The following is a 23,837-nucleotide window of genomic DNA, read 5'->3' as shown; positions in this document are numbered from 1 at the left end:
TTGTAATGACCGAAAGGTTGATTTAAGTAATGAAAAACAAATTGAGTTTCGAAAACTTGTGAAGGTGGTGGATTATTCGAATGAGACTAAAAACGCCTATGAAGGCAATACACAAGAATTTGCTGTTGACAAGAACGGGCGACGTTTGGGCGTACTACCGAATAAAAAGCAATTCGATTCCTATGCAAAATAGAGAAAAAGTTGAATCATATAAAAAGAAGTGGCAGCATCTTTTTGAAGAAATTACATCCTATGAGGATTTTCACTTGATGATGTATCCAAGTGAGTATGAATTGGAAAAACGATTTAAGGATTTAGAAACAGATATTGCGGTAGATGCAATGGATGTGGCTCGTTACTACAATGAAGAAACGGTAAGGCTGTTAGAACAGCGATTAGGAAGGCTGACAAAGTATGATTTCATTTTAGGTGTAAAACTGAAAAACAGTCTTGTCAATATTAGTGTCGAACTAAAAGATAATATTTTATCTCTATTCAATACGGCGACTGATACTGTTGTAAAAATGCTCGGGTGGGAACAAAATGTTTCCACCTCTTTTTTTGAAAAATATGAGGAAGTCGAAGAAACACTAGCCAATATCATGGCTTCTGTTCGCGGAGAACGGCTTGCAGAATCAGAAATGACATACATTAACCGTTATCACTTTGTGCGTGGATTGAAACACCAGACGAATGAGGAAAGTGAAATAAAGGATGTTCGTTCGATAACAAACACGATCATAGATCCTACTGACCCATCGGTTTTACATCTGCATAGTGACCAAGATGAAGGCTATACGGCTTTTGTGGTGATTGACGAATTTCTCCACAACATGTCTGAAAGTGATTTGTTTTATGAAGCGCAGTCTCTTCCCTTCCCTGTCGAAGTCCAAATGAAGATTCAAACGGAATCAAAATCAATCACAAGACCTGCCCTCAACCTCAAAAAACAGCAACTAAAAGAAGAACAAAAAGAACAACAAAGTACAGGTGATCGAAGCGATGTTTCCACTGTCACAAGTGCAACGATGGTAAGACATTTACAAGACGAGATTAAGAAAGAAGAAGTGCATTTGATGAACTGGTTATCTGTAATTGTCGTTCATGGGAAGACGAAAAAAGAATGTGTGGGAAAAGCAACGATTGTTAAAAGACACTTAAAAGGTGCTGGTATAACATGTCGCCTTCCAGTGGCTGATCAACTTAATCTTTTTTATAAAATGCTTCCTGGTGAGAAGTTAGACATAACCGATAAGAACTGGATTCAAAAAACAACACAAGACGGTGTGGCAGAAAGTCTGTTTGCTGTTAACTCTGATATTGGTTCGAAAATCGGGTTCTTTCTCGGTTGGGTTGATCGTTTCCAAGAGCACACCGATTTAGAGAGTGCCATTATGTCCAGCCGTGATTTTGTCTTATTCCATCCTTTCTTAGCGAATCAGCAGTTAAAGGGTTCAAAAACACGTTCTCCTCACTGTCTGATCACAGGGGATACGGGAAACGGCAAGTCATATTTGGCGAAATTGATCTTTAACTATATCAGCATGTTGAACATCAAATCTCTATATATAGACCCTAAAAAGGAAATGAGAAAGTGGATTCAAAGAGTCTTGAATGATGAGTACATTCGAGAGAATTTCCCTTTATATATTGCACATTTAGAGAAGTACAACTATATCACGTTAGATCATGAAAACACGCATAACTGGGGGGCGCTTGATCCTATCTCCTTTCTCCCTCCTATGAAAGCAAAAGAGCTAGTTCAAGTCATTTTTGAACAAGTATATGACTTTAGAGGGAAAGACGACGTAAACACAGCTTTCCTTCGTGCTACATCAGAAGTAATTGATGCAAAACAAAAAGGCGAACAGGTCGGTTCGCTTGATATTATTCGGAAGATGCAGGGCCATCCGGAAGAAGCTGTACAAAAAGCTGGTGACTATTTAAATGAGGTTGTGTCAGATTCCATTTTGAAACTTTGTATTCATGATGGCTCCAATCCTGCATTGTCACTTGAAAAACGAATCACCATTTTAGAAGTTGAAAATATGGATTTGCCAGATCATGCTGAGCGACTTGAAAACTACACCATATCACAATTAAAGTCTAGTGCCGTCATGTTTGCGCTTGGTAAGTTCTGCGAACTATTCGGTATGAATCAAGATGAACAGACTGTTGAATTTATAGATGAAGCTTGGATATTTACCACGTCACAACAAGGGAAAAAAGTTGAGAGACAAATGCGCCGAATTGGTCGTTCATACAACAATGCGGAATATTTCATTTCCCAATCTACAAAAGACGCTTTGAAAGAAGAGGATTCCGGAAACTTTGGCGTTGCCTTCGCCTTTGATGAACCAAACGAACGTGAAGAAGTGCTGAAATGGATGAACATGGAGGTCACAAAAGAAAACAAAAAAATGATGGAATCTATGTTTCAAGGTCAATGTCTGTTTAAAGATTACTATGGCCGTACATCTAAAATTTCAATTGAATGCCTATTCGAAGAATGGCAAGGCGCTTTAAAAACAGTCGAGAAAAAAGCTGTCGCATATGCGGAAGAAAAATATTTGTAAAAGGGGTTGAATCGTACATGGAAATAGCTTTCTTAAACTCTCTTGTAGTCACGAGTCCAGGCTTTTATAAAGCTGAAAAAATCACATTGGACGAAGTTAAACAATGGCTGAAGCATTATGACGGTCGATACAAAAGTTTTATCGGGCATAAATCAACGGCACAGTTCCTGCAAAAATTATTAGGCATCAAGATTGAACAAAACCGAAAGACTTTTAGGCATATGAAATATCAAAAAGCAATCTGTTTCTCTCTGTATGAACGATATCCCGAAAACGTGCTACTAACGCAGAGAGACTTAGAGAAAGCCAGATACCAATTTTATTTATTAACTCGGTTAGATTAGGAGGTGGCTGTAATGAAAAAGAAACGAATTTTGATTATGTCGTTTATCGTGTTGCTATTCCTAACTGTTGCTTCAGCTGTATCAGTATTTTCGGCTGATGGTGATACCACAACACAGCCAAAAGTCGAAAAAGCTGGCGGTGTGGAATTGAAAGTGAAAAGGTTTCCTATCTCACGTTATCAAGCGAATAATGAAGCATCTGACGATTTAATCAAGGGGGCGTTTGTTGGACTGACAAACGTCACTTTTTCTTTTGCGGGAAATATTGTCCGTGTGGTTGATGCGGGAATGGATATTTTGTATAACTTGCAACCGATTGACGAGTTCGCAAACTCCATTACAAACGTTTCTAAATCAGTTTATAAAACCCTGAAAAAGAATTTCGGTGAAGCCTTATTCATCTTCACGTGTGGCTATGTCGTCTATCTGTTCTGTGTTAGAGGTAGCGCAAAAGAAGCAATGCGACGGAGTATTCTATTTATTTGTGTCATGGTGATCGGTGGGCTTTGGATGTCAAATGCTGGTTATTACATGAAAGCGTTGAATGCCTTGTCTGTAGAAGCACAAGGAAAGCTTTTAACTGCGGGAAATGGATTGTTTGGCATTGTTCAAGATGAAGGGAATTTTGCAGATGGTTCTGCGATTGAAAAAGGAAAGGAAATGGAAGGCACAGTTGCGGTCATGCGTAACCTTTACTTTGACATGGCTTTAATGAAACCTTTTCTAATCGTTAATTTTGGAGAAACGAGTGAAGCAAAAATTAATGAAAAAGGCGATTCGAAAAGTAAATTATCGAGGGTCGATAAACTTCTTTCATATAAGCTTTCTGAGGATGGAGAGAAAGCAAAAAAAGACCATATTAAAGATACGGAAATTCGCAAATATGAAAATGAGTCCATGACCACTGGAAATGTTTTTGCTCAACTTGGAGAGTCTTTTATTGCTGTGGTCGCTTCTGTTGTGATTGGTGTTCCATTTTTGGCACTAGCGTTTTTTAACTTCTTGCTTCAAATCATCGCTCTAGTGATTGTGTTCTTTGTGCCATTTGCTTTCATCTTAGCGTATGTTCCCCAATTAGCTTATTCGGGATTTGTTACACTTGGACGCTTAGGGAGTGTTTACCTACTTAAAGCGATGTTAGGAGTCATTGTTCTGTTTGTGTATGTCATTTGTTTTATGGTTGATACGTTAATTCCTCCAAATGGTTTTGGAAAGTATCTACTGAATGTTACTGTACTCGCTTTAATTCTTTGGATTGGTTTTGTGAAAAGGGATGCCATTATCAAGTTTGTGACTGCTGGAAAAGTGGTTTCAGTTGATAATAATATGTTGGAAAATATGAGACAAAACGTTGTTCAGCCTGCTTGGGAAAATGCAAAAAAAGTAGGGGGAACACTAAGTACAGGAACGGCAGGCACATTCATGAATTTTGCAAAGAATTTTAGGGGAAGAAAAGATGGTTCAGCTGATAGCGTAGATGGTGCTTCAAGTGGAAGTGGCGGTAATTCACCGAGTGGGGCTGCTATGGGATATGACAATGAGCATGCTATGTCAAGAACCCCGCAAAAAGAGACTGCTAACGGAATAGCTAGTCATAATAGCCGAAGCTTAAAACGCAATCCTCAAACTCTATCGAAAGAACAAGAAAAGCAAAAACAAAAAGAAGCCTTTGCAAATGCAAAAGAAAATAAACAGCAATCCCATTTAGACAGATTGAGAAAAGACGGTATAAACTCTCCTATGCTGAAAGATGCTTTGAATGAAGGAAATGAAGAGTTATCCAAAAGAGCACCTATCTTGCAAGATAAAAAGGATAAATCAGCTAGAACAGATCAAAAAGAGTATGTTGAACAGCTTCTTAAACAGCCCGATAATCAGCAACAAACTGACGATGCATTATTACAACATGAAGAAGAAACTACTTCTAATAGAGCACCAGTCTTACAAGAGAATGAGAAAGATACAGAACGTACAGACCAAAAGGCATATGTCCATGAAGGACAAAATCAGAATGCTGAAACTGAAAAACATCATGATTTTGAAGTTCAGAAGGAAGATTCAGTTTCCAAGAGTGAACCTGTAGCACAAGAGAGATCAGCAGACATCAAACGTTCAGACCAAAAAATCATAACGAGTCAATCTGAACCAAAGAATGGCTTTGAAAGCTCTCAACCTACAAAAGTAGAGAATCAACCTGTTGTCAATAATGAACGAAAAACCAGACCATCTGAACCCGCAAAAGTTCATTCAGATGGTATTCGTGCTGAGAAAAAACAGACGGATGCACCTGCTGAAAGTAAGACTGTTTTAAAAGAAAACCAGCCTTCATCACATACGATTAAGCGAACTGAACAAAACGTAAATACATTTGAACAAGTATCGTTAAATGAAATTGCAAGACGTTCTTCATCAAAAGTAGAAGATCGACTGAGAAGGGATGAAAGAACAAGATGATGAGTAAAAAGGTAGTTCTTCCTTTGGTGTTCTCGGCTCCTTTTATCTTCTTTTTTGCTTTATGTATCGTAGTGGTTATGACGATTTCAAGGGAGAATCAAGTCGGAGACGATTTTATAGGCGGCGGTGATGGCGAATATGAAACGGTTGGTATTGCACCGGATGTCGAACGATTTAGGGCTGTATTTGAGAAGTACGCCCGTCAGGAAGGTGTTTTTGATCAAGTGAATATTATTATGGCGCTCACCATGCAAGAAAGTGGTGGGCGTTCTTTAGATATCATGCAAAGTTCCGAAAGTATCGGCTTACCTCCTAACTCCATAACTGACCCAGAACGTTCGATTGAAGTAGGCATTAAACATTTTAAGAAGGTTTTTAAACAGGCTGGCGGTGATGTTCGTTTAACCTTACAGGCATACAACTTTGGTTCTGGATTTATAGACTATGTCAAAAAGAATGGCGGGAAGTACACAAAGAAATTGGCACTTGATTTCAGCCGTTTGCAAGCTTTTAAAATGGGCTGGAAAAGCTATGGTGACCCAAGTTATGTTGATCATGTCATGAGGTATGTGAAAGGCTCTGATAAAAATGTGAAGCCTGTGAATGGTTCTATGGATTTCTATGAAACGGTCATGAAAGAAGCTTTGAAATATGAAGGGCAACCGTATGCCTGGGGTGGTTCAAACCCGAAAACTGGATTTGATTGTTCGGGCCTTGTTCAGTGGTCTTTTGCGAAAGCTGGAATCACTCTTCCTAGAACAGCACAAGAACAACATGGGGCAACAAAGAAAATAAGTGAAAAAGAAGCGACTGCGGGTGACTTAGTATTCTTTGGTGGCACATATGAAGGAAAAGCAATTACTCACGTCGGCATCTATGTAGGCAATGGCAGAATGTTTAATTCGAATGACAGTGGAATCGAATATTCTGATCTGAAATCAGGTTACTGGAGAGATCACCTTGTATCTTTTGGACGAATTAAATAACTAGGAGTGAAAATATGAAAACACATATTGTATGGGCTTCGTCTTGTTTGTTATTAATATTGCTGACGGGATTTTTCACGAATGGACAGCAAACGTATAAGATTGAAAAGTTAAAGGATAAAAATGAAGTTCTGACAGAAAAAATCAAGGAATTGAACCATATAGAATCAACAAGCAGTGCTTCGGAAAATAAGGCATTTTTTAAAGCGTTTTTTAATTACTATGATATAGATAAACGGTATGAAACAGTTAAGAAGCATACAACCGAAAAAGGGTTTGACTATGCATTTCCTTCTCGTTCTGATCAAAAGCACACAGTCAGTGTACAAAGTGAATTACTTTCATTAGAAAGTTATTCAAAACCCTTAGATCAATCCCATGAATTGTTTTTGAACATTGTTGAAATCTCAACGACTGCAAATTCAGTTACTACGAATCAAGTGTTGATTGTTCAAACGACTATGAAAAAAGATAAAGATGGTTGGTTAGTAGATAATGTGCAGGTTAAGGGAAATGGATAAAAAGTGGAAAAGATTAAATTGTTTGTTTATACTAAATATTGAAAAAGGAGGTAATGTTTATTTTGAAAAACCTTTTAATTTTCCTTAGTTTAATAATGATGATTGTTTTAACTGCATGCGGCGGCAATAAATATGATGGTGCGATTGATGATGTAATCAATCAATATAAAGAAAAACAAGATGATAGTGATCCCATATATAGACGAGACAATGCGCTTATTAGAGTTTATGACGAAGGCAAATATATTCAATTTGCATTTTACCTTCCAAAAGATTCTTTTCGTGAACTGACGTCGTACACCTATTATGAGAAAGTCGGCGATAAGTATCAAGAGATGGATGGTATGCCAATGAATGGCGAAAATGATCGACTTGGCTTATCAAAGAAAACGCCAGACTATGAAGAAGCAAAAGGTGAAGAGACTAAGTTAGAGGAGTAAACCATGTGTTGACTCCTCCTTTTCTATTATGAAATTTTGTCAAAACAATTATAATTAAGAGGGAGGATGGGAGGAGGATAAAAATGAATTGGAGTTTTATACAATCTTTAATTAGTTATGGTGCACTTGGTGCATTTTTTCTATGGATGTTAAAAGTTTATGTAAAAAAATTAACAGATAACCACTTCAATAAGAATATTGTAAACCATCAACATGAGCTAAACAAAGCTCTAAAGATTGTGGAGTTTAATCATCAAAGAAAAATGGAGGACTTTATTCTCTTTACTAATAAAAAACATCAGGTTTATCCAGAACTATACAAATGGATTTATCAAGCTGTTACAAAAATAAACGATGCAACCTCCTTAGGAGGGAGGAGCAATCCCAAATTTCAATCTTCAAATCTTAATACTAAATTACTTAAGGAAATTCTTGAGGATGAAGGTCTTCATCAGGAAGAGATTGAAATGGTAATTCAGGAATGGAATATCAATAATGAAGATGGTATAAAAGAAGCTCAAAGAATATATGAATTTAAAAAATTGACTAAAGCAATTGAATTTAGGAAACAAGCTCATACCTTCTTTTCAGAAAGTGGACTATATTTAAGTGAAATACTTACGGATGAAATTGAAAATATATTTGATATATTAGATTCTATGAGTGTGGATGAATATATGTCGCTAAAGTATCCAGATTTAAAATATGGACATGAAAAATGGGAAAAACACGTAAAAAACAAAAAAAAGATAAACGATGCATTAAAAATAGTTAAAAAGATAATGAAAGATGAATTAACGGTAGGTGACTATATTTATCCATCTTAAAAAATAGTTAAGTACAAGAATTAATAACCCTTAGTCGAATACTTTGAAAAGAAAGGCATTGAGTCTTTTTTTTTTTTTTTTTTTTTTTTTTTCTATAGCATTGTAACTGTCAAGTCGCAAAAGAATTGCTATGACCGCAAAAAAACCGCAAAGGAGTAGATATAATGTACCCTTTTGTAATTCGTCTTTGTAAAATAAAGGGTGTTCTGACATAATACAATTAATGTAAATATTCACACAATTCACGTAAGGATGGGGGAATTTTTTTTGCGGGGTGTTTTCTTAGATAAAGATAAAATTCCGTACGATATAGTCACAAAAAAGTTAAATGATTGGTATACATCAATAAAAAATGATCAAGTTGAGCAAGCAGAGATTATAAAAAAAGAAGTAGAGAAAGAATTGCTAAACATGGAAGAAAACCAAGATGCTTTGTTATATTATCAGCTATTAGATTTTAGACACGAGATAATGCTGAGTTATATGAAATCTACGGAAATAGAAGATCTCCATAATGCTTATGAGACTATAAAAGAAATTGAAGAGCAAGGGCAATTAACTGGCATGTTGGAATACTATTTTTACTTTTTTAAAGGTATGTACGAGTTTAGGCGTAAAGAATTAACTACGGCGATAAGTGCCTATCGAATAGCTGAATCAAAGTTGTCGGAAGTTGAGGATGAAATAGAAAAAGCAGAGTTTTTTTTCAAAGTGTCCTATGTATATTATTATATGAAACAAACATATTTCTCCATGAATTATGCAAATCGTGCACTCAAAATATTTAGAGAGTATGAAGAGTATGCTGTCCAGACTGTACGTTGTCAATTTATTGTAGCAGGAAACCTAATCGATTCTTTGGAATATGAAAGAGCCTTGGAACAATTTTTAAACTCTTTGGAAATTGCCAAGGAAAGTAACATTGAGCATTTAATTGCAATGTCACACATGAATATTGGGATTTGTTATGATGAATTGAAAGAATATAAAAAGGCTTCACAACATTTAATCTTGGCTTTGGAAATTTTTGAAAAATCAAAACATAGTTTCCTAACAAAGACTTTATTCACTTTAACCTACGTTGAAGCAAAACAACAAAATTATGATGTTGCTTTGACATACTTTAGGAAAGGTCGATTAATTGCCGATAAAAGTGATGATAGGGAATACTCAGCGAAATTCAAAATATTAGAGGGATTATTTTTTTCTGATGGTGAGAATCAATTAATAAAGAATGCATTTTCATATCTAACTTCGAGAAAAATGTTTGCTGATGTTGAAAATTTTTCGATTGAAGTCGCTGATTATTTTCATGAACAAGGAAATTTAATGCTCTCTAATGAATATTATCGTATGAGTATTGAAGCAAGACGAAAAATTAAAAAAGGGGAGATTATTAATGAAAATCAGCCGGATTCTATTGGCAGCAGTGATTTTAAGTAGTATATTTTCAATAACTTATTTGCAAAGTGATCATAATACTGAAATTAAAGTGGCTGCAGATAGGGTAGGGGCATAGGTTAATAAAATAATAAGAAAAAGCTTAATCTTTTTGATTAAGCTTTTTTATAAAAATACGAAAAGAAGGAAAGTGAAATGGAATACTCATTATTAGAAAACGGCATAGATTCATTAAAGAAAGCTAAAACTAACATAGAAGAGTTTGAGAAGTATTATAAGGAAAGCAGTTATCACTTTTTAAAAGATGCAATTATATTTCTTAATCATGGAATAGAAATATTATTGAAATACATATTGTCAAAGCAAAATGAATCATTAATATTTACTGATATAAATTTATATATGGAAGCAAAAGAAAAGCTAAAGAATGAAAGTAAGGGTAAGAGAAACCCATTTGAATTTAATAACAAGCGAAATGTTTTTGACGTTGAGTTGGGTAACGGCAATAATAAAAAGAAACAATTGTATACAATTAATTTAAATGAAGCAATTAAAAGAATTAAGTTTTTACTTGATATAGATATATCAAAAGATGTTGAAACGGCAATAACACTTATTAATGACTACCGAAATCATATAACACATCATTCAATCATTTTAGATGAACCCAGTGTTAATGAATTAGTTGAGAAGATAAAATTTCTATATAGACATATACTAGGCTTTTTCCAAAAACATATCACAGAAAGAAACGTAATGAAGGAAGTTGATGCGGAGAGATACCTGTATACACAGCAAGAATGGGAACAATATCAAAGAGATTTGGAAGAGTTTTATTACGACAGGGCAATAAGTGACATATCTCCTGATGAAATGTAGAGTTCCGTCGGTCTCTAATAGGTGCCCAATTTGTGCCCAGAATTCATGAAAAATGATGAAAATAGGTGTAAATAAAATAAACAGATGCTTTGATTAAAAGCTTTTGTAACCCATGATACGTTTTTACTAGGTTGAGGGACTCAATTTAGATGAAGATACCAAGTCATATTGGTATCTTTTTTGTTGTTGGAGTTATTAAATCTCCTTTAGAAGTTTATGATAGGGCACCAAATGCAAGTAGTGGTAACTTTTGCCGGTTGGTGCGTAGGGTTCAACGCTAATCAATCATTGTTTGACTAATGATATGGAATAGTTTAGGATAAAAGTAAATATATATATTTTATCCACTAGGGGAGCTTTTAGAAGCTGAGAAGAGACATGAGTTCTGACCCTTTGAACCTGATTTGGTTAACACCAACGTAGGGAAGTGAAAAAATTAGAGAGATTTTTTATCTTATCTATATTTAAGCCACTTTCCATATGAAAGTGGCTTTATTTATTTTGAAAGGGTGATATTAAAGTGACAACTAAAAAAGTTTTTTTAGCAGGACCATTTAAAAGTTTAGTAGATGTGAATACTGGATTGATGAGTTTACATGAAAGGGAGAAGTTAGAGTCATTAATTTCTTTTTTTGAAAATGAAGGATGGTTAGTCCATAATGCTCACAAGCGAGAAGGATGGGGGAAAGATTTCATGACACCCCAACAATGCACTAAAATTGATTTTGATGAAATAAGCTCTTGCGATCTTTTTGTAGCTTTTCCTGGCTCACCGGCTTCTCCTGGAACGCATATAGAAATAGGATGGGCTTCTGCCTTGAAAAAAAAGATCGTGTTATTACTAGAAAATGAGAGGGATTACGCATTCTTAATTCAAGGGTTAAGCGTAGTAGCTGATGTTGAATACATTCATTTTAAAGATACTGATGATTTATTAGAGAAGATTAAAAGTATCCTTATGGAATACAAGGTGGAATCTTAATGAGAAAGAAAACTTTTCATGAAGCATATATGGAAACCCTACATGACATCTATTATTACCCTGAATTTTTAAATTCACCGCGTGGACAAAATAGCAAAGAAAAATTGAACTATCATCTGACCCTTGAAAATCCAATAGAACGCGTCACTTACTTACCCTCTAGAAAAACAAATATCGTGTTTAATTTTGCTGAAGTTTTATGGTATTTATCGGGGAGTAACAACTTAGATTTTATTAGTTATTACAATAAAAAAATGCCTTTATATTCAATGAATAAAAAAACATTAACAGGTACTGCGTATGGACCTAAAATATTTGAATTTGGAAACGCAAAACTAAATCAATGGAATAGAATAAAAAATCTTTTGACACAGGAAGACATTGATTCAAAAAGGGCATTTATTCAAATATTCGATGCCTCGGAACTCTTCGTTTCTGGCAATATTGATGTTTCTTGTACAATAGGTTTGCAATTTTTCATAAGAGAAAACAAGTTATACATGTCTTCCGTAATGCGTGCAAATGATGCATTTCGAGGAATGATTAGTGATCTTTTCTCTTTTACATTTATGCAAGAATTAATGGCTAGAGAACTTCATTTAGAAGTCGGAGAATATTTCCATAATGTTGGTTCCATTCATATCTACGAGTCCGACAACAAATGGGCAAAAACAGTACTTGAGGAAGCTAAAACTCATAATGATACCTCGGCTTTTGAATTTCCTAAAATGCCTACCGGGAATAATTGGCCTTTTATTGAAACAGTTTTAGAATATGAGTCTTTACTTAGAAAAGATCAAATTTCAATGTCAAGGCAGGATATTGAAACTCTAGAATTACCTGAATATTGGGAACAGGTTCTTTTACTTTTCAGTATATATCAGCATATTGCTTATAAGCGAGATATGGATCATTCTCTATTTCAAGGCTTACTTCCTACTTATCAATTCTTTGTTAAAAATAAGTGGTTTAATTACTTCTCAACTAAACAAAAGGAGGAAATTTAATGAAAACTTCTTGGAAAGAAGACAGTGTTGCTGGTAAATTCGATGCTTATAACGACGTTTTAGAACAAACATTAGGTTTTGAGTATGTTTTTCGTAAATTTGATAAAGCGGATATTAAAAAGGTGCTTGATTTTGGCTGTGGTCCCGGAAAGGTAGCATATAGGTTAGCTGACAGAATAGATTGCAATGTAATCGCAGTAGATGAATCAAGTAAGATGTTGGAAATAGCAAAGACAAAAAGAAAACATCCAAATGTTTACTATCATTTAATTGAACATGATAATCTTTCTTTCTTACCAGATCATTCAGTTGATGCTGCTATGGCCTGTTACGTCTTTATTAATACAGATAGTGATCAACGTATCAAAAGAATTATGGATGAAATTTTTCGTGTTTTAAAACCGGGTGCTTCTTTTGTTATACTCGATACGAACCCTGATTCAACTGGAATAGAATTTTCAACCTTTCGTAACGGAATACCGGGGAAAGAGTATTCTTATGGAGAAGAAAGAAATGAGTGGCTTCATATTCCTGAACAAGAAGATTTAATTTTAAATGACTTTCATTGGCCAAAGTCAATGTACTATAAACTTTTATCTAATGTAGGTTTTGAAAGTGTAACATTACTGGAACCAACGTTAAACAATATTGACGGAGAGCAGTTAAAGGCCATCGAACAAAAATTTAAATTTAATAATTGGAAAAGTGAAAAGGAATACCCACCTTTTATCATTTTTGAAGCAGTGAAACCAACCTTAGGAGGAGCATGAGTTGACGGATATCTATAAAGCACTTTCGATTGCAGGAACAGATCCAACCGGGGGAGCAGGAATTCATGCAGACCTAAAAACCTTTCAGGAACAGCAAGTATATGGAATGGCTGTTATTACATCAGTTGTTGCTCAAAACACACTTGGTGTGAATAGTTTTGAGGAGGTATCTCTAAATAATATATCTCAGCAAATAGACTGTGTCATTGAAGACATAAAACCAGATGCTGTAAAAACCGGTATGCTTGCAAGTGTGGAAATTATTGAACTGATAGCTGAAAAATTAAAAGCGGCTAATATCCAATCGTATGTGATGGACCCGGTTATGGTTGCTAAAAGCGGGCATCATCTGCTTCATAAGGATGCCGTTAATCATTTAAAAAAATTATTAATACCTCAAACAACTATTATTACACCAAATATTCCAGAAGCAGAAGTAATAATTGGCAAATCAATAAAAACTATACAGCAGATGCGTGATGCTGCTAAAGAAATTGTGGAAGTATATGGGGCAAAGAGTGCTGTCGTAAAAGGAGGACATTTGAACGGAGAAGCTCGCGATATTATGTACTTTGACGAGGCCTTCGAGGAATTTGTTTCTCCTCGCTTTGATACAAAACATACCCATGGAACAGGCTGTACTTTTTCTGCCGTTATAACTGCAGAGCTAGCAAAGCAGCACAGTATACCAGAATCAGTAGCAACTGGAAAAGAATTTATTTCAGCAGCCATTAAACATCCTATAGGGATTGGGAAGGGACAAGGGCCTACAAATCATTTCGCGTATCGCTCAATTATTAATCAAGAGACAACTACTTAAGGAGTGTTACGATGATCTATAAGGAATATGATGTATTTTTATTCGATTTAGACGGAGTTATTTATATAGGAGACAAAGCTTTACCAGAAGCTGTTTCTTCTTTAAAACGTCTCCGTGAAGAAAAGAAATCCATTCGTTTTTTAACGAATGATCCCTGTGTTACAAGAGAAACGATTGTTAAAAGGCTTCATAAACTCGGTTTTTCAGCAAGTATTGATGAAGTGGTTACTTCGGGGTGGGCAACAGCTGATTACCTTGTTAAGGTTGGGATAAAGAGAGCATATATATTAGGAAATGATGAACTTAAAAGCGAGATTCAAAAAGCTGGTATTGATCTTGAAGAAGACCTAGCAGAGGCTGTTGTTATTGGATGGGATAACAATATTACTTTTCAAGATATACATAAGGCGGTAAATCTCATCCGCAGGGGGGCTTCATTTATTGCTACAAATGGGGATAAAACATTTCCCACCGCTAAAGGACCAGCTCCAGCTACAGGCGCCATAGTTGAGGCTGTTAAAACGGCAGTAGATAAAGAGCCCATCATAATTGGAAAACCGGATTCTTCAATTTTTGAAAAAGTCCTTGAGTCCTTTGAAGACAGAGAAAGATGCGTCATGATTGGGGATACACCTGAGACAGATATTATTGGAGCGAACCGAATGGGTATAGCTTCAATCTTAGTTTCTGGTCAAAATAATTTATTTCCTGTAGAACATGACTTTAGAAATCCAGATGTTGTGATCCGTGATTTGAAGTATTTGTTCGATAGTGAAGTTAAGATAGAAGCACGTGAAAAACCAGATTATCAATGGACAGAACAAGTTAAAGCTGGAGTCGCTGGAATAATAATCAAAGATTCAAGTTCGGTTTTATTAATGAAGCGTGCTGACAATGGTCAATGGGGCATACCTTCAGGACATGTGGAACCAGGTGAATCAGTTGAACAAGCGATAGTAAGAGAAATAAAAGAGGAAACCGGATTAACTGTTAAAGTTTCTAAAATGATTGGAGTTTATTCAGATCCAAGCTCACAGACATTTATTTACCCTGACGGAAGAGTCAGTCACTTTATTACCAACTGTTTTCAATGTGAAGTGATTGGAGGGACATTGAAAAAGTCCACAGAGGAGGCTTTAGAAATTAGGTATTTTAATATTAATGAGTTACCAGATAATCTATTGCCAATGCACCCTAGGTGGTTGGAAGATGCATTAGCACAGAAAGAACTTGCTTTTATTCGTTAAGTTAACTTTATATTTTCAATTGGTAGATGAAATATGCTAACGAGGGAATCAAATAGAGAAGATGCCAAAGATTAAATTGGTATCTTTTTTATTTTTCATCCCTACAGGTTTAGCCTTGATGAAGTATCAGTGATTATTTTGTACACAAAATGAACGTAACTTTATGCAAACATAGAGATTGAATGAGCCCCCACACTTGCAATATAGGATCAGAAAAAACAAAGAATTGCAAAATGAAAAAAAGACTGGCATGTCGAATTGGGGACGTTAGGAATAACAAATAAAGAAGCAACCCCTATTTGAATACAAATACAAGAAAAAATCGTAAACGATATTGGTAAAGTACCATACGAAAAATTCTTTAAACTCTAAAAGCCATACGAGAATCAATTCAATATACAAGAATTAAAGATACTGAGAGTTTAAAGCTTTTTCTCTCTCTCTCTTTATTTCTGTTGTTTTTACATACCTGCCACCAATGACATGAAGGTAATTTTCTGGCGATGAAAAAACTACTCCATTTTTACTCCGCAATATGAATAAATCATTGTAGAACAACATAACCAAAATAAATAAACACTGATATATAAAGGTTTTGTAACAAAAAACACAGTTTCACTTTATTGAGGGCCTAGTGGGTGAATAACCCGTGGAGGTTCAAGTCCTCTCGGCCGCATCAATGATACCAAGGGTTTTGACGCCCTTGGTATTTTTTTGTGTTTATTTTTAAATGATTTACTGCCCACAAACTGCCCACTTACCTACAGGAAGCCAACTAATTTAATTTTCCAGCCATTTCTTGTTTTTCTTTACATGTCCTAAATGTTCTTTAATTACTGTAATCTTCTCCTTGGTGTATTAATATTGTTACAAGTGTATATCCAAAATCATGTAATTGGTTGTAAAGTCGAAGTTCTTAAATGATATAAATACATAAGAATTCACTGCAGTGCCCCCCATATATAAAGGAGACTATTGTTAGAGTTTATGAAACAGATTACAATTAATGTGAATGGGGGATTTTATGCTTAAGGCAATGATTCTGCTAATTTTAGGATTATCGGCTCTCGCAGCTGGCTTTTTAACTCTTAAAAGAGAGTTGTCGGTTGAATCTGTTTCTATATCTTCAGCTGATGAAGCCAAATCAGAAATGAAAAACATCTTTAATGACCATGGCTGGTTTTATCTGTCTGGAATAGCCCTTTTTATACAGTTCGTTTTCCAGGGATTCCAATTCACATCTGAGTATTTTTTTCATGCGTTTTTAATTAGCTCTGGAATCCAATCACTATTTTATCTTTTCAATAAAAAAGAGCTGGGCTATCAAGTTTGTGCGGTTATTGTTGTTAGCTTTTTAGTGATTTATTTATAACAAACAAGAAAAAGAGTGATGAATCGTTGATCACTCTCTTTTTCTATTTGATATCTTTTTTGCTTTAGATTTATTAAATCTCCTTTAGGAGTTCATGTTTTGTCACCAATTTCAGGCCTTGAACCACATTGAATGTTATATTTTCTTAAACCTTTGCCAAATGAAAAAACAGACAATTATTAAATTGTCTGCCTCAACAAGGTAATTCTTCTGGTTACATCTCAAGAATGGAATGAAAATATCTTACTCAAAATTGTTCCAGTTATCTAAGTAACGGTATAACGTTGTTTTACTGATGCCCGTTTCTTTGGTGATTTGCTGAATGGTATACTGTTTGCTTTGGTACATCTTCACAGCACGGCGGACATTAGCATCAGGTTTTCTCGGACGTCCTGTATTTTTCCCCTTTAATTTCGCCTCTTGGATTCCAACCTTTGTATTTTCACTAATAATGTCAAATTGAAATTCGCTGACTCTTTCTAAAAAATCGAAGAAAATGGAACCATTTTTCTTTGAGGTGTCCACCTTATCTAATATTGAGATAAAGTTGATTTGTTTTGTTTTGAAGAAATCAATGATATCAATTAGGTCTTTTGTAGAGTCCGCAATACTGTACAACTTATAAATAACTACGGTATCCCCAACATTTAAACTGTTACATAATGACTCAAATTCTGGTCTGTTTTTTGCTGAATTTGTTTGTTCAATATATATCTTTTCACAGTTGAATTCTTTAAGTGCAGCTAGCTGCTTTGTTACTTCCTGATCTTGACTAAACGGACGTGCATATCCAAAAATCAAATCATCAACCCCTGATGAATGTTGTATATTTTATTATAACAAAATAAGATGGATAGCGCAGAATGCGCCAATAGTTCCAAAAAAGATCTATTTTGGTACAAAAAATTATAGACATTTGAATTCTTATTTGTTACATTTTAAATAGTTACAAACGGCCCTGACTTCTATGAGAGTTAGAAGTCAACAAAAATAATCATAAAGAGGTGTACTGTATTTTATGTTAAAAAAATTAAATATGGAGTGGTTCTCAAATATAAAAGGGGACTTATTAGCTGGTATTGTCGTTGCTTTAGCATTAATACCTGAAGCCATTGGATTTTCCATTATTGCAGGTGTTGATCCTATGGTAGGATTATATGCTTCATTTTGTATTGCTGTAGTGATTTCTTTTGCAGGCGGCAGACCTGCTATGATTTCTGCGGCTACAGGGGCTATGGCTTTGTTAATGGGAACGTTGGTGAAGGATCATGGATTACAGTATCTGTTTGCTGCTACGATCCTGACGGGTATCATCCAAATCATATTTGGGGTTCTGAAAGTGGCGCGATTAATGAAATTTGTACCACGATCGGTTATGGTAGGTTTTGTTAATGCGCTGTCCATTTTGATTTTCATGGCACAAGTTCCTCATTTTGTTGGAATATCCGGTATGACATATGTGTTTGTCGGTATAACATTGGTCATTATTTATCTATTTCCGTTTATTACAAAAGCTGTGCCAAGTCCTTTGATAGCGATTATATTCCTCACGGTCGTTTCTATTTGGGGTCACTTTAATGTCCAAACAGTTGGAGATTTAGGCACAATTAAACAAGCCTTACCAAGCTTTTTGATTCCGGATGTTCCATTGAACTTTGAGACGCTGTCAATTATCTTCCCGTCTTCTATTGCTCTAGCTGTCGTTGGTCTGCTTGAGTCGTTGTTGACTTCTTCAATTGTAGATGACATGACAGACACAGAAAGTAATAAAAACAGGGAGAGTCGAGGACAAGGCATTGCCAATATCGTTGCAGGATTTTTCGGCGGTATGGCTGGATGTGCGATGATCGGTCAATCTGTTATCAACGTAAAATCTGGAGGGAGAGGCAGACTGTCAACCTTTACAGCTGGTGTGTTCCTCATGTTTTTAATACTCGTTTTAGGTGAATGGGTTGTTCAAGTTCCTATGCCTGCACTGGTTGGCGTTATGATTATGGTTTCAATTGGAACATTCGATTGGTCATCACTCCGAATGCTTAGAAAAGTCCCGCTTACTGATACAGTTGTCATGATTGTTACTGTGATTACAGTTGTAGCTACAGATAACCTATCTATTGGCGTGATCGTGGGAGTCATTTTGAGTGCGATTTTCTTTGCTTCCAAAATCTCACGAGTGAAAGTGAAAATGACTTCTGTTTCAGATCAAGAAGTTGTTTATGACATTAAGGGTCAAGTGTTCTTTGCTTCTGTGCAGGAGTTTGTGAACTCCTTTTCATATGAAGATGTGAAAAAGCGTGTCGTTATAAACTTTTCAGACGCGCAAATTTGGGATGATTCAGGCGTAGCCGCCGTGGATAAAGTTGTCTTGAAATTCATAGAACATCATGCAGATGTTAAATTGGTTGGCTTAAACGAGTCAAGTCACCATTTAATTGAAAAGCTTGCTACTTACAATCATCCTAACGCACAGCCGTCGGGTCACTAAGGGGAAGGTGCAGCAGCTGTATAGCAAAACCGGTACCTGATTCAAGAGTGGACATATATGATTGGAAATGACAGTGAGTAAATTATTTAAATGTTATACCAATGATTATGATTTTATTAGTAGCAGAACATTCATTGTTTTGGCTCACTATTTTTTAAAGGATTTTGCCGCCCTTGGAATATAGTGCAATGATATAAAAGGTTGATACAATAACTGATCTTGAGGTGTTAAACTAATAAGTTTTTTGAACTTTTCTGGTCTCAAAACTTTAATTTTTCTTGTTGTAGATAATTGTTTACCGTTGCCGTAGGGATTTTCCTTTAAAATTTCTTCATGTACAGCTGTATTAAAAATTTGCTTAAACTAGTCATTATATTTGCAAAGCAAACTGGCATCTGTGATGACAATATAAAAAATCACTATTCTCCTTAAGGGAATAGTGATTTTTGTGCTTTACTAAATTACTTAATTTCAATTGCCGAAGCCTTGTTGTCCCAATCTGAAGCCATATTGGCAGTTTTACCATACCAATCAGAATGTCTAAACAGGACTCCTCTGCCATACCCTTGAGTTGAAGTATGCTCCCAGAGCGTCGTTGAATAGCTTGCAGAAGGTGAAGCTGTACTTAAGGAGGAAATTCTATCATTCCAGGTAGAAGGCAAGTTTGTAAACCCATCTCTCCAATAAATATACTGCCCGCCTTTATCTTTAAACTCATAGAAATCTGTGCAGCAAGTGCCGCTGGCCGTTGGCTGGAATTTATTTTGAAGCTTTTGTTTATCTTTTGCGATAAAAGCCTCTAATGTTACATTGCTTGTAAAACCATATGCCAACAAATCGCCGTTTTTATCCTGCTTAGGCAGAACCATGGTCACTTTTATGTTGTTGGATTTGTTGTTCACTTGGCCTGGAGAACTCACATCTTTTCCATCTACAGTTAAGTAATGGAACGATTTAACCGTATAATTATTTGACTTGGCATCGCTTGCTGGCGCAGCGCTTGCCGGTAATACAGTAGTCATCAAACAGGCTGCTGCAACGATACCCATCCCTATCGTTTTTTTGAGCTTTGTTTTAAACATTATGCCACCACTCCCAAACTTAATTTCCTATTATTTAATAGGATGGAAGTAGAATATCATTATCAAACTGAAAATGTTGTCTTTATTTGCGAAGAATCATTAATTTAACAATTATTCAAAGTTTTTATTCAGCCAGTTTGAAAAAAGAGGGTAGGCGAATGTATGAATGAAATAAGAATATCCTTATTAGATGGAGTTTTAGAATAATTAATTGAAGAATATTATTAGAGTCATGGCCAGGGGATATGATTAGAACCTGTTTTTAACTTTAGAGTCCTTGAAAAAAAGAAACAGGATCAGTGACGGAGAAGTTCTTGTCAAATTTGTAGTGTATGAACTCATGTTTTTGAAAAGGATATGGGTGAATAAAGAGTGCTGCTGTTGAAGTTTACGGTTATCGATGGCGAACGAATAAAAATAAAAAGAATCGCTGAAAAAAGTGCTGACCTCTGCACAACCGTTGCGCGAGTCTGCGCTTTTATTCAGCAAGAGACACTGTCCCTTACGATTTATGGGGAGTTTATTTAATCCGATGATAGCCGCGCTGATACTTGGCTTTTAGAAGCTTTTTTTAAGTGGCTAAAACCCACAAATTTTTTGCCTTCTTCATCCCATAGGCGGAACTTTAAAGATCTAAGACTTGTTGCCAGTGTAATGGTCGGAACGTTTTGCAATGGTTCAGTGTTGTTATGCACTTTTTCAAGCTTATAGTTTGGGACTCTCGGGCTTAAATGATGAACATGATGGAACCCAATATTGCCTGTTAGCCATTGCATGACTTTTGGAAGCTTGTAAAAAGAGCTCCCCTCAACTGCTGCTTTTACATATTCCCAATGCTCGTCTTCTTCAAAATAAGAATCCTCAAATGTGTGCTGAATATAAAACATCCAAATGCCGAGAGATCCTGATATCATAAATATTGGAGCTTGGACCAGCAGGAAGTTTTGCCAGCCAATAGCCCAACATAAAAGAGCTGCCAAAGCAACGATCCCCAGGTTCGTTATATATGTATTCATCCGTTCTTTGCGTTTTGCCCCTTTACGATTAAAACGGTTGGTAATCCCGAAGACGTAAATCGGCCAATAATAAACATAACAAATGGATTTCTGTACAAACGGTACATGATCTTTGTCTTTGTTGAGGCTTCCTTATATTCCTCAACGGTTAGTACCCAAATATCGCCTGTACCGCGTTTATCCAGGTTGCTGCTTGTCGCATGATGGACAGAATGGTCGTGTGCCCAATGATCAAAAGGATGCAGAGTCAGAATTCCTGTTATTGTTCCAAGAATTCGGTTCGCCTTTCTGTTTTTAAAAAAGGAATAGTGGCAGCAATCATGAAAGATGATGAAGGTTCTTACTAAAAAACCTGCCGCAACGAAAGAAATCGCTAATGTAAGGAGATAAGAAATCGACAAACTCTTATATGCCAAATACCATAACAGGATAAATGGAACCAATGTGTTAATGATTTGACAAATACTTTTTTGTAAATCGGACTTTTCATAGGGTGTAACCAGTTTTCTCAAAGTCCTAAGGTTTTGTTCATTCATTTTTTAAAGATTTCCCCTTCCCTGATGTTCTGCTAATTATAGAAAACGTCTTATTATCATGAATCCCAGCGTCATACACCATATATGATAAGTATCATTCCCATACATCTGTGAAATTATTGGAATTATGAAGCTGATTTCCAGCTTAATTACATCTTTATTAGCAGTGCAAGCCGGAATACTTAAGGTGTATGAAGATTATACCCGGCTTCTTATCGGGCCAAACCCTCTCCTTGTACCCCTATGGAATCGGTTTATTTAGACGCGTGAACGTTGATTGGTTGATGTCCAAGTTTTATCGTATTATGAGCATCTTGGCAAAAGGGGATATACCATGAGTGACTGTTTGGAAACATATGCAGAATTAAAGCTTGACCAGTAAACAGCCCTGTTTTTAACATATCTTGCACTTGAACATTTTATTTTTAAATAACAACCATTTATTGATGGACGATTAAGCAAAAAAACGGCTTGAAGACACTCGTCATTCATTTCAAACCTTTTCTCTACTGGTAATCACAAGACTAATAAAAAATCCCAAAAATAAAACAACGAAATAATTTGCAGTTATTTCCGTTTCGTGTTATGATAAAGAAGAATTATTTTTGTTCGGTGTAAAGGATAGTATGAATATCGACTTTTCGTCTTGATGATACTTTGGGCAGGGATAGTAAAACAATGTGTGGTAACGCACTAGGAGGCAACAATAATGGAACAAGGTACAGTTAAATGGTTTAATGCAGAAAAAGGTTTTGGCTTTATCGAACGTGATAACGGAGACGACGTATTCGTACACTTCTCTGCAATCCAAGGTGACGGATTCAAATCTTTAGACGAAGGTCAAAAAGTAACGTTTGACGTTGAGCAAGGTGCTCGTGGAGCTCAAGCTGCTAACGTTCAAAAAGCTTCTTAATCTTCAATCGTTTATAAAAACAGGCTCTTTAAATAGGGCCTGTTTTTTTATGTCCTCTGTATAATACTCAATAAAAAACCCTACTCAATGTTCAAGTAGGGAGATGATACAAGGTAATGAAAAAAGATTTAACACTTCAAAGGTTTATTTATAGTATAACATACTGGATTGACAATATGCGGAATATATCATTATTTATTTTTCTTTTCAAATACAACTACATTTTTTCACTAACCTGCTTGTCAATGTAAGTACAAGTTTTGATTATTGACTATATATTTAGATGTAACCAACTCTTGTATCTCTTTTGTTAAGAAGATAAACAATTACTATTCACTGTCGCAGTGAATATAGAAATTCTTAAAGATAGAGTGGAAATTGATTGTTTTTAATCACTTAGAGATACCTAATACAATGAAAGCCCTGCCTCTCTTCCATCCTTACGGCTCCTTGTCCGTGCCAGTGGGAATCAGGATTATAAAATCAAGTGACTAATTTATCGAGTTTTTTGATAAAACTCCAAATGTTCGTAGAAGAAATTTAAATAATAAAAATGGATGAGAAGGAACAACAAAAGAGGTTAAAGTTCTAAAAGTAAGGTTGAAGAAGATGAACGTCTTGAAATGATTTGCTTTTAATCATAATATTTCGAAAAAAATAAGGATATCGTTTGGAATACAAAATCATTAAACTCAACAGAAACTTTTTATTTGATTTTCAGTGATTCCTTTAATTACTTCCAGTTCACTAATCAAAAATTCATATGCATTATCCAACATTTTTTTTTCGCTTGCATTAAGTGCTTTTTCTTTCTTCATACGCATTAAATCACGAACAACTTCTGCGCCTTCTTGTATCTCACCCGTTTTTATTTTGTTCGTGTTTACTATATACCTTTGCTTCCACGGCAGTAACCTATCTGATTCTCCATGCTGAAAAATGTGTATAATGTGTTTTAATGCATGTATATCAGTAACTGGTCGTATACTTGAACTCAATATTTTACGCGTTGGTATCATAACTTGCATATTACTAATCGCCATTTTTATGACATAATACTGTTGTTTTTTTCCTAAAATTTCTTTTTCCTCAATGGCTTCAATTATACCTACTCCGTGCATTGGATAAACAATGTTATCGCCAATTTGAAACATATCATCCACCTCCATATTTGTACCT

General features: G+C 35.4%; 21 protein-coding genes, 2 pseudogenes and 1 riboswitch. Of the genes and pseudogenes, 19 read left to right on the top strand and 4 right to left on the bottom strand.

Annotated elements, in window-relative coordinates; translation table 11 throughout:
- The 17 genes and pseudogenes from MOF34_RS06890 to MOF34_RS06810 form a co-directional block, all read left to right on the top strand.
- A pseudogene (locus MOF34_RS06890) lies at positions 1-193 on the top strand (conjugal transfer protein); the annotation flags it as partial.
- Positions 183-2,576, top strand: a complete 2,394-nt coding sequence (gene conE / locus MOF34_RS06885; RefSeq protein ID WP_268399373.1) for a VirB4-like ATPase ConE — start codon at positions 183-185, stop codon at positions 2,574-2,576. The pseudogene MOF34_RS06890 and the gene conE, both read left to right, overlap by 11 nt.
- A 17-nt stretch (positions 2,577-2,593) precedes the next feature.
- Positions 2,594-2,920: a YddF family protein gene (locus MOF34_RS06880; protein ID WP_019716380.1), complete on the top strand. Its 327-nt coding sequence runs from the start codon at positions 2,594-2,596 to the stop codon at positions 2,918-2,920.
- A gap of 3 nt (positions 2,921-2,923) precedes the next feature.
- A complete protein-coding gene (locus MOF34_RS06875; protein ID WP_268399371.1) occupies positions 2,924-5,374 on the top strand; it encodes a CD3337/EF1877 family mobilome membrane protein in 2,451 nt (816 codons plus the stop codon).
- The gene (locus tag MOF34_RS06870; RefSeq protein ID WP_268399369.1) at positions 5,371-6,360 is read left to right on the top strand and encodes a bifunctional lytic transglycosylase/C40 family peptidase; all 990 of its coding nucleotides are present in this window, start codon (positions 5,371-5,373) and stop codon (positions 6,358-6,360) included. Before MOF34_RS06875 ends, MOF34_RS06870 begins: the two co-directional genes overlap by 4 nt.
- 14 nt (positions 6,361-6,374) lie before the next feature.
- Positions 6,375-6,881: a hypothetical protein gene (locus tag MOF34_RS06865; RefSeq protein WP_268399368.1), complete on the top strand. Its 507-nt coding sequence runs from the start codon at positions 6,375-6,377 to the stop codon at positions 6,879-6,881.
- A 62-nt stretch (positions 6,882-6,943) separates the two neighbouring features.
- A complete protein-coding gene (locus MOF34_RS06860) occupies positions 6,944-7,321 on the top strand; it encodes a cystatin-like fold lipoprotein (RefSeq protein WP_213420241.1) in 378 nt (125 codons plus the stop codon).
- 83 nt (positions 7,322-7,404) lie between these two features.
- On the top strand, positions 7,405-8,148 hold the full coding sequence (locus MOF34_RS06855) for a hypothetical protein (RefSeq protein ID WP_268399363.1): 744 nt from the start codon (positions 7,405-7,407) through the stop codon (positions 8,146-8,148).
- Positions 8,149-8,415: 267 nt separating this feature from the next.
- Positions 8,416-9,591, top strand: coding sequence for a response regulator aspartate phosphatase RapI (rapI, locus tag MOF34_RS06850; RefSeq protein WP_268399361.1), 1,176 nt, complete (start codon positions 8,416-8,418; stop codon positions 9,589-9,591).
- The gene (gene phrI, locus MOF34_RS06845) at positions 9,548-9,667 is read left to right on the top strand and encodes a phosphatase RapI inhibitor PhrI (protein WP_268399358.1); all 120 of its coding nucleotides are present in this window, start codon (positions 9,548-9,550) and stop codon (positions 9,665-9,667) included. The genes rapI and phrI overlap by 44 nt, the downstream gene beginning before the upstream one ends.
- Positions 9,668-9,744: 77 nt before the next feature.
- Positions 9,745-10,428, top strand: coding sequence for a hypothetical protein (locus MOF34_RS06840; RefSeq protein WP_268399356.1), 684 nt, complete (start codon positions 9,745-9,747; stop codon positions 10,426-10,428).
- 339 nt (positions 10,429-10,767) lie between these two features.
- Positions 10,768-10,871: riboswitch (TPP riboswitch) on the top strand.
- A 77-nt stretch (positions 10,872-10,948) separates the two neighbouring features.
- The gene (locus MOF34_RS06835) at positions 10,949-11,410 is read left to right on the top strand and encodes a nucleoside 2-deoxyribosyltransferase (RefSeq protein WP_268399353.1); all 462 of its coding nucleotides are present in this window, start codon (positions 10,949-10,951) and stop codon (positions 11,408-11,410) included.
- On the top strand, positions 11,410-12,417 hold the full coding sequence (locus MOF34_RS06830; protein WP_268399351.1) for a thymidylate synthase: 1,008 nt from the start codon (positions 11,410-11,412) through the stop codon (positions 12,415-12,417). Before MOF34_RS06835 ends, MOF34_RS06830 begins: the two co-directional genes overlap by 1 nt.
- Complete coding sequence (locus MOF34_RS06825; RefSeq protein ID WP_268399348.1) at positions 12,417-13,187, top strand: class I SAM-dependent methyltransferase; 771 nt, start codon at positions 12,417-12,419, stop codon at positions 13,185-13,187. The genes MOF34_RS06830 and MOF34_RS06825 overlap by 1 nt, the downstream gene beginning before the upstream one ends.
- 1 nt (position 13,188) lies before the next feature.
- Complete coding sequence (gene thiD / locus MOF34_RS06820; protein WP_268399345.1) at positions 13,189-14,007, top strand: bifunctional hydroxymethylpyrimidine kinase/phosphomethylpyrimidine kinase; 819 nt, start codon at positions 13,189-13,191, stop codon at positions 14,005-14,007.
- Between the two features lie 11 nt (positions 14,008-14,018).
- Positions 14,019-15,254 (top strand): TIGR01459 family HAD-type hydrolase, encoded by a 1,236-nt coding sequence (locus MOF34_RS06815; RefSeq protein ID WP_268399343.1) that lies wholly within the window; start codon positions 14,019-14,021, stop codon positions 15,252-15,254.
- Positions 15,255-16,278: 1,024 nt separating this feature from the next.
- Positions 16,279-16,626 carry a hypothetical protein gene (locus tag MOF34_RS06810; RefSeq protein ID WP_268399341.1) on the top strand — a complete coding sequence of 116 codons (348 nt, stop codon included), beginning with the start codon at positions 16,279-16,281 and terminating at the stop codon, positions 16,624-16,626.
- 243 nt (positions 16,627-16,869) lie between these two features.
- On the opposite strand, the gene MOF34_RS06805 is transcribed toward MOF34_RS06810, so the two are convergent.
- Positions 16,870-17,427, bottom strand: coding sequence for a recombinase family protein (locus MOF34_RS06805; RefSeq protein ID WP_268399339.1), 558 nt, complete (start codon positions 17,425-17,427; stop codon positions 16,870-16,872).
- A gap of 217 nt (positions 17,428-17,644) precedes the next feature.
- Between MOF34_RS06805 and MOF34_RS06800 the strand changes: the two genes are divergently transcribed.
- A complete protein-coding gene (locus MOF34_RS06800; RefSeq protein WP_268399337.1) occupies positions 17,645-19,111 on the top strand; it encodes a SulP family inorganic anion transporter in 1,467 nt (488 codons plus the stop codon).
- A gap of 461 nt (positions 19,112-19,572) precedes the next feature.
- Here the strand turns inward: MOF34_RS06800 and MOF34_RS06795 are convergent, their stop codons facing one another.
- Both MOF34_RS06795 and MOF34_RS06790 read right to left on the bottom strand, forming a co-directional pair.
- Positions 19,573-20,193: a hypothetical protein gene (locus MOF34_RS06795; RefSeq protein WP_419901025.1), complete on the bottom strand. Its 621-nt coding sequence runs from the start codon at positions 20,191-20,193 to the stop codon at positions 19,573-19,575.
- A 524-nt stretch (positions 20,194-20,717) separates the two neighbouring features.
- Positions 20,718-21,745, bottom strand: a pseudogene (locus tag MOF34_RS06790) (fatty acid desaturase).
- A 709-nt stretch (positions 21,746-22,454) separates the two neighbouring features.
- Between MOF34_RS06790 and cspC the strand changes: the two are divergent.
- A complete protein-coding gene (gene cspC, locus MOF34_RS06785; RefSeq protein ID WP_003225237.1) occupies positions 22,455-22,658 on the top strand; it encodes a cold shock protein CspC in 204 nt (67 codons plus the stop codon).
- Between the two features lie 692 nt (positions 22,659-23,350).
- On the opposite strand, the gene MOF34_RS06780 is transcribed toward cspC, so the two are convergent.
- On the bottom strand, positions 23,351-23,812 hold the full coding sequence (locus tag MOF34_RS06780; protein WP_268399379.1) for a CarD family transcriptional regulator: 462 nt from the start codon (positions 23,810-23,812) through the stop codon (positions 23,351-23,353).
- Positions 23,813-23,837 lie beyond the last annotated feature (25 nt).

This window comes from Bacillus sp. T17B1 (assembly GCF_026796395.1).
Taxonomy (GTDB): domain Bacteria; phylum Bacillota; class Bacilli; order Bacillales; family Bacillaceae; genus Bacillus; species Bacillus spizizenii_A.
This window is presented reverse-complemented; position numbering and strand designations above follow the sequence as displayed.

What these genes read in the sequence shown, in the direction of transcription:
- conE (WP_268399373.1), top strand. Translation starts at nt 183, where the DNA reads ATGCAAAATAGAGAAAAAGTTGAATCATATAAAAAGAAGTGGCAGCAT.
- MOF34_RS06880 (WP_019716380.1), top strand. Translation starts at nt 2,594, where the DNA reads ATGGAAATAGCTTTCTTAAACTCTCTTGTAGTCACGAGTCCAGGCTTT.
- MOF34_RS06870 (WP_268399369.1), top strand. Translation starts at nt 5,371, where the DNA reads ATGATGAGTAAAAAGGTAGTTCTTCCTTTGGTGTTCTCGGCTCCTTTT.
- MOF34_RS06865 (WP_268399368.1), top strand. Translation starts at nt 6,375, where the DNA reads ATGAAAACACATATTGTATGGGCTTCGTCTTGTTTGTTATTAATATTG.
- MOF34_RS06855 (WP_268399363.1), top strand. Translation starts at nt 7,405, where the DNA reads ATGAATTGGAGTTTTATACAATCTTTAATTAGTTATGGTGCACTTGGT.
- phrI (WP_268399358.1), top strand. Translation starts at nt 9,548, where the DNA reads ATGAAAATCAGCCGGATTCTATTGGCAGCAGTGATTTTAAGTAGTATA.
- MOF34_RS06840 (WP_268399356.1), top strand. Translation starts at nt 9,745, where the DNA reads ATGGAATACTCATTATTAGAAAACGGCATAGATTCATTAAAGAAAGCT.
- MOF34_RS06830 (WP_268399351.1), top strand. Translation starts at nt 11,410, where the DNA reads ATGAGAAAGAAAACTTTTCATGAAGCATATATGGAAACCCTACATGAC.
- MOF34_RS06825 (WP_268399348.1), top strand. Translation starts at nt 12,417, where the DNA reads ATGAAAACTTCTTGGAAAGAAGACAGTGTTGCTGGTAAATTCGATGCT.
- MOF34_RS06815 (WP_268399343.1), top strand. Translation starts at nt 14,019, where the DNA reads ATGATCTATAAGGAATATGATGTATTTTTATTCGATTTAGACGGAGTT.
- MOF34_RS06810 (WP_268399341.1), top strand. Translation starts at nt 16,279, where the DNA reads ATGCTTAAGGCAATGATTCTGCTAATTTTAGGATTATCGGCTCTCGCA.
- MOF34_RS06800 (WP_268399337.1), top strand. Translation starts at nt 17,645, where the DNA reads ATGTTAAAAAAATTAAATATGGAGTGGTTCTCAAATATAAAAGGGGAC.
- MOF34_RS06795 (WP_419901025.1), bottom strand. Translation starts at nt 20,193, where the DNA reads ATGTTTAAAACAAAGCTCAAAAAAACGATAGGGATGGGTATCGTTGCA.
- cspC (WP_003225237.1), top strand. Translation starts at nt 22,455, where the DNA reads ATGGAACAAGGTACAGTTAAATGGTTTAATGCAGAAAAAGGTTTTGGC.
- MOF34_RS06780 (WP_268399379.1), bottom strand. Translation starts at nt 23,812, where the DNA reads ATGTTTCAAATTGGCGATAACATTGTTTATCCAATGCACGGAGTAGGT.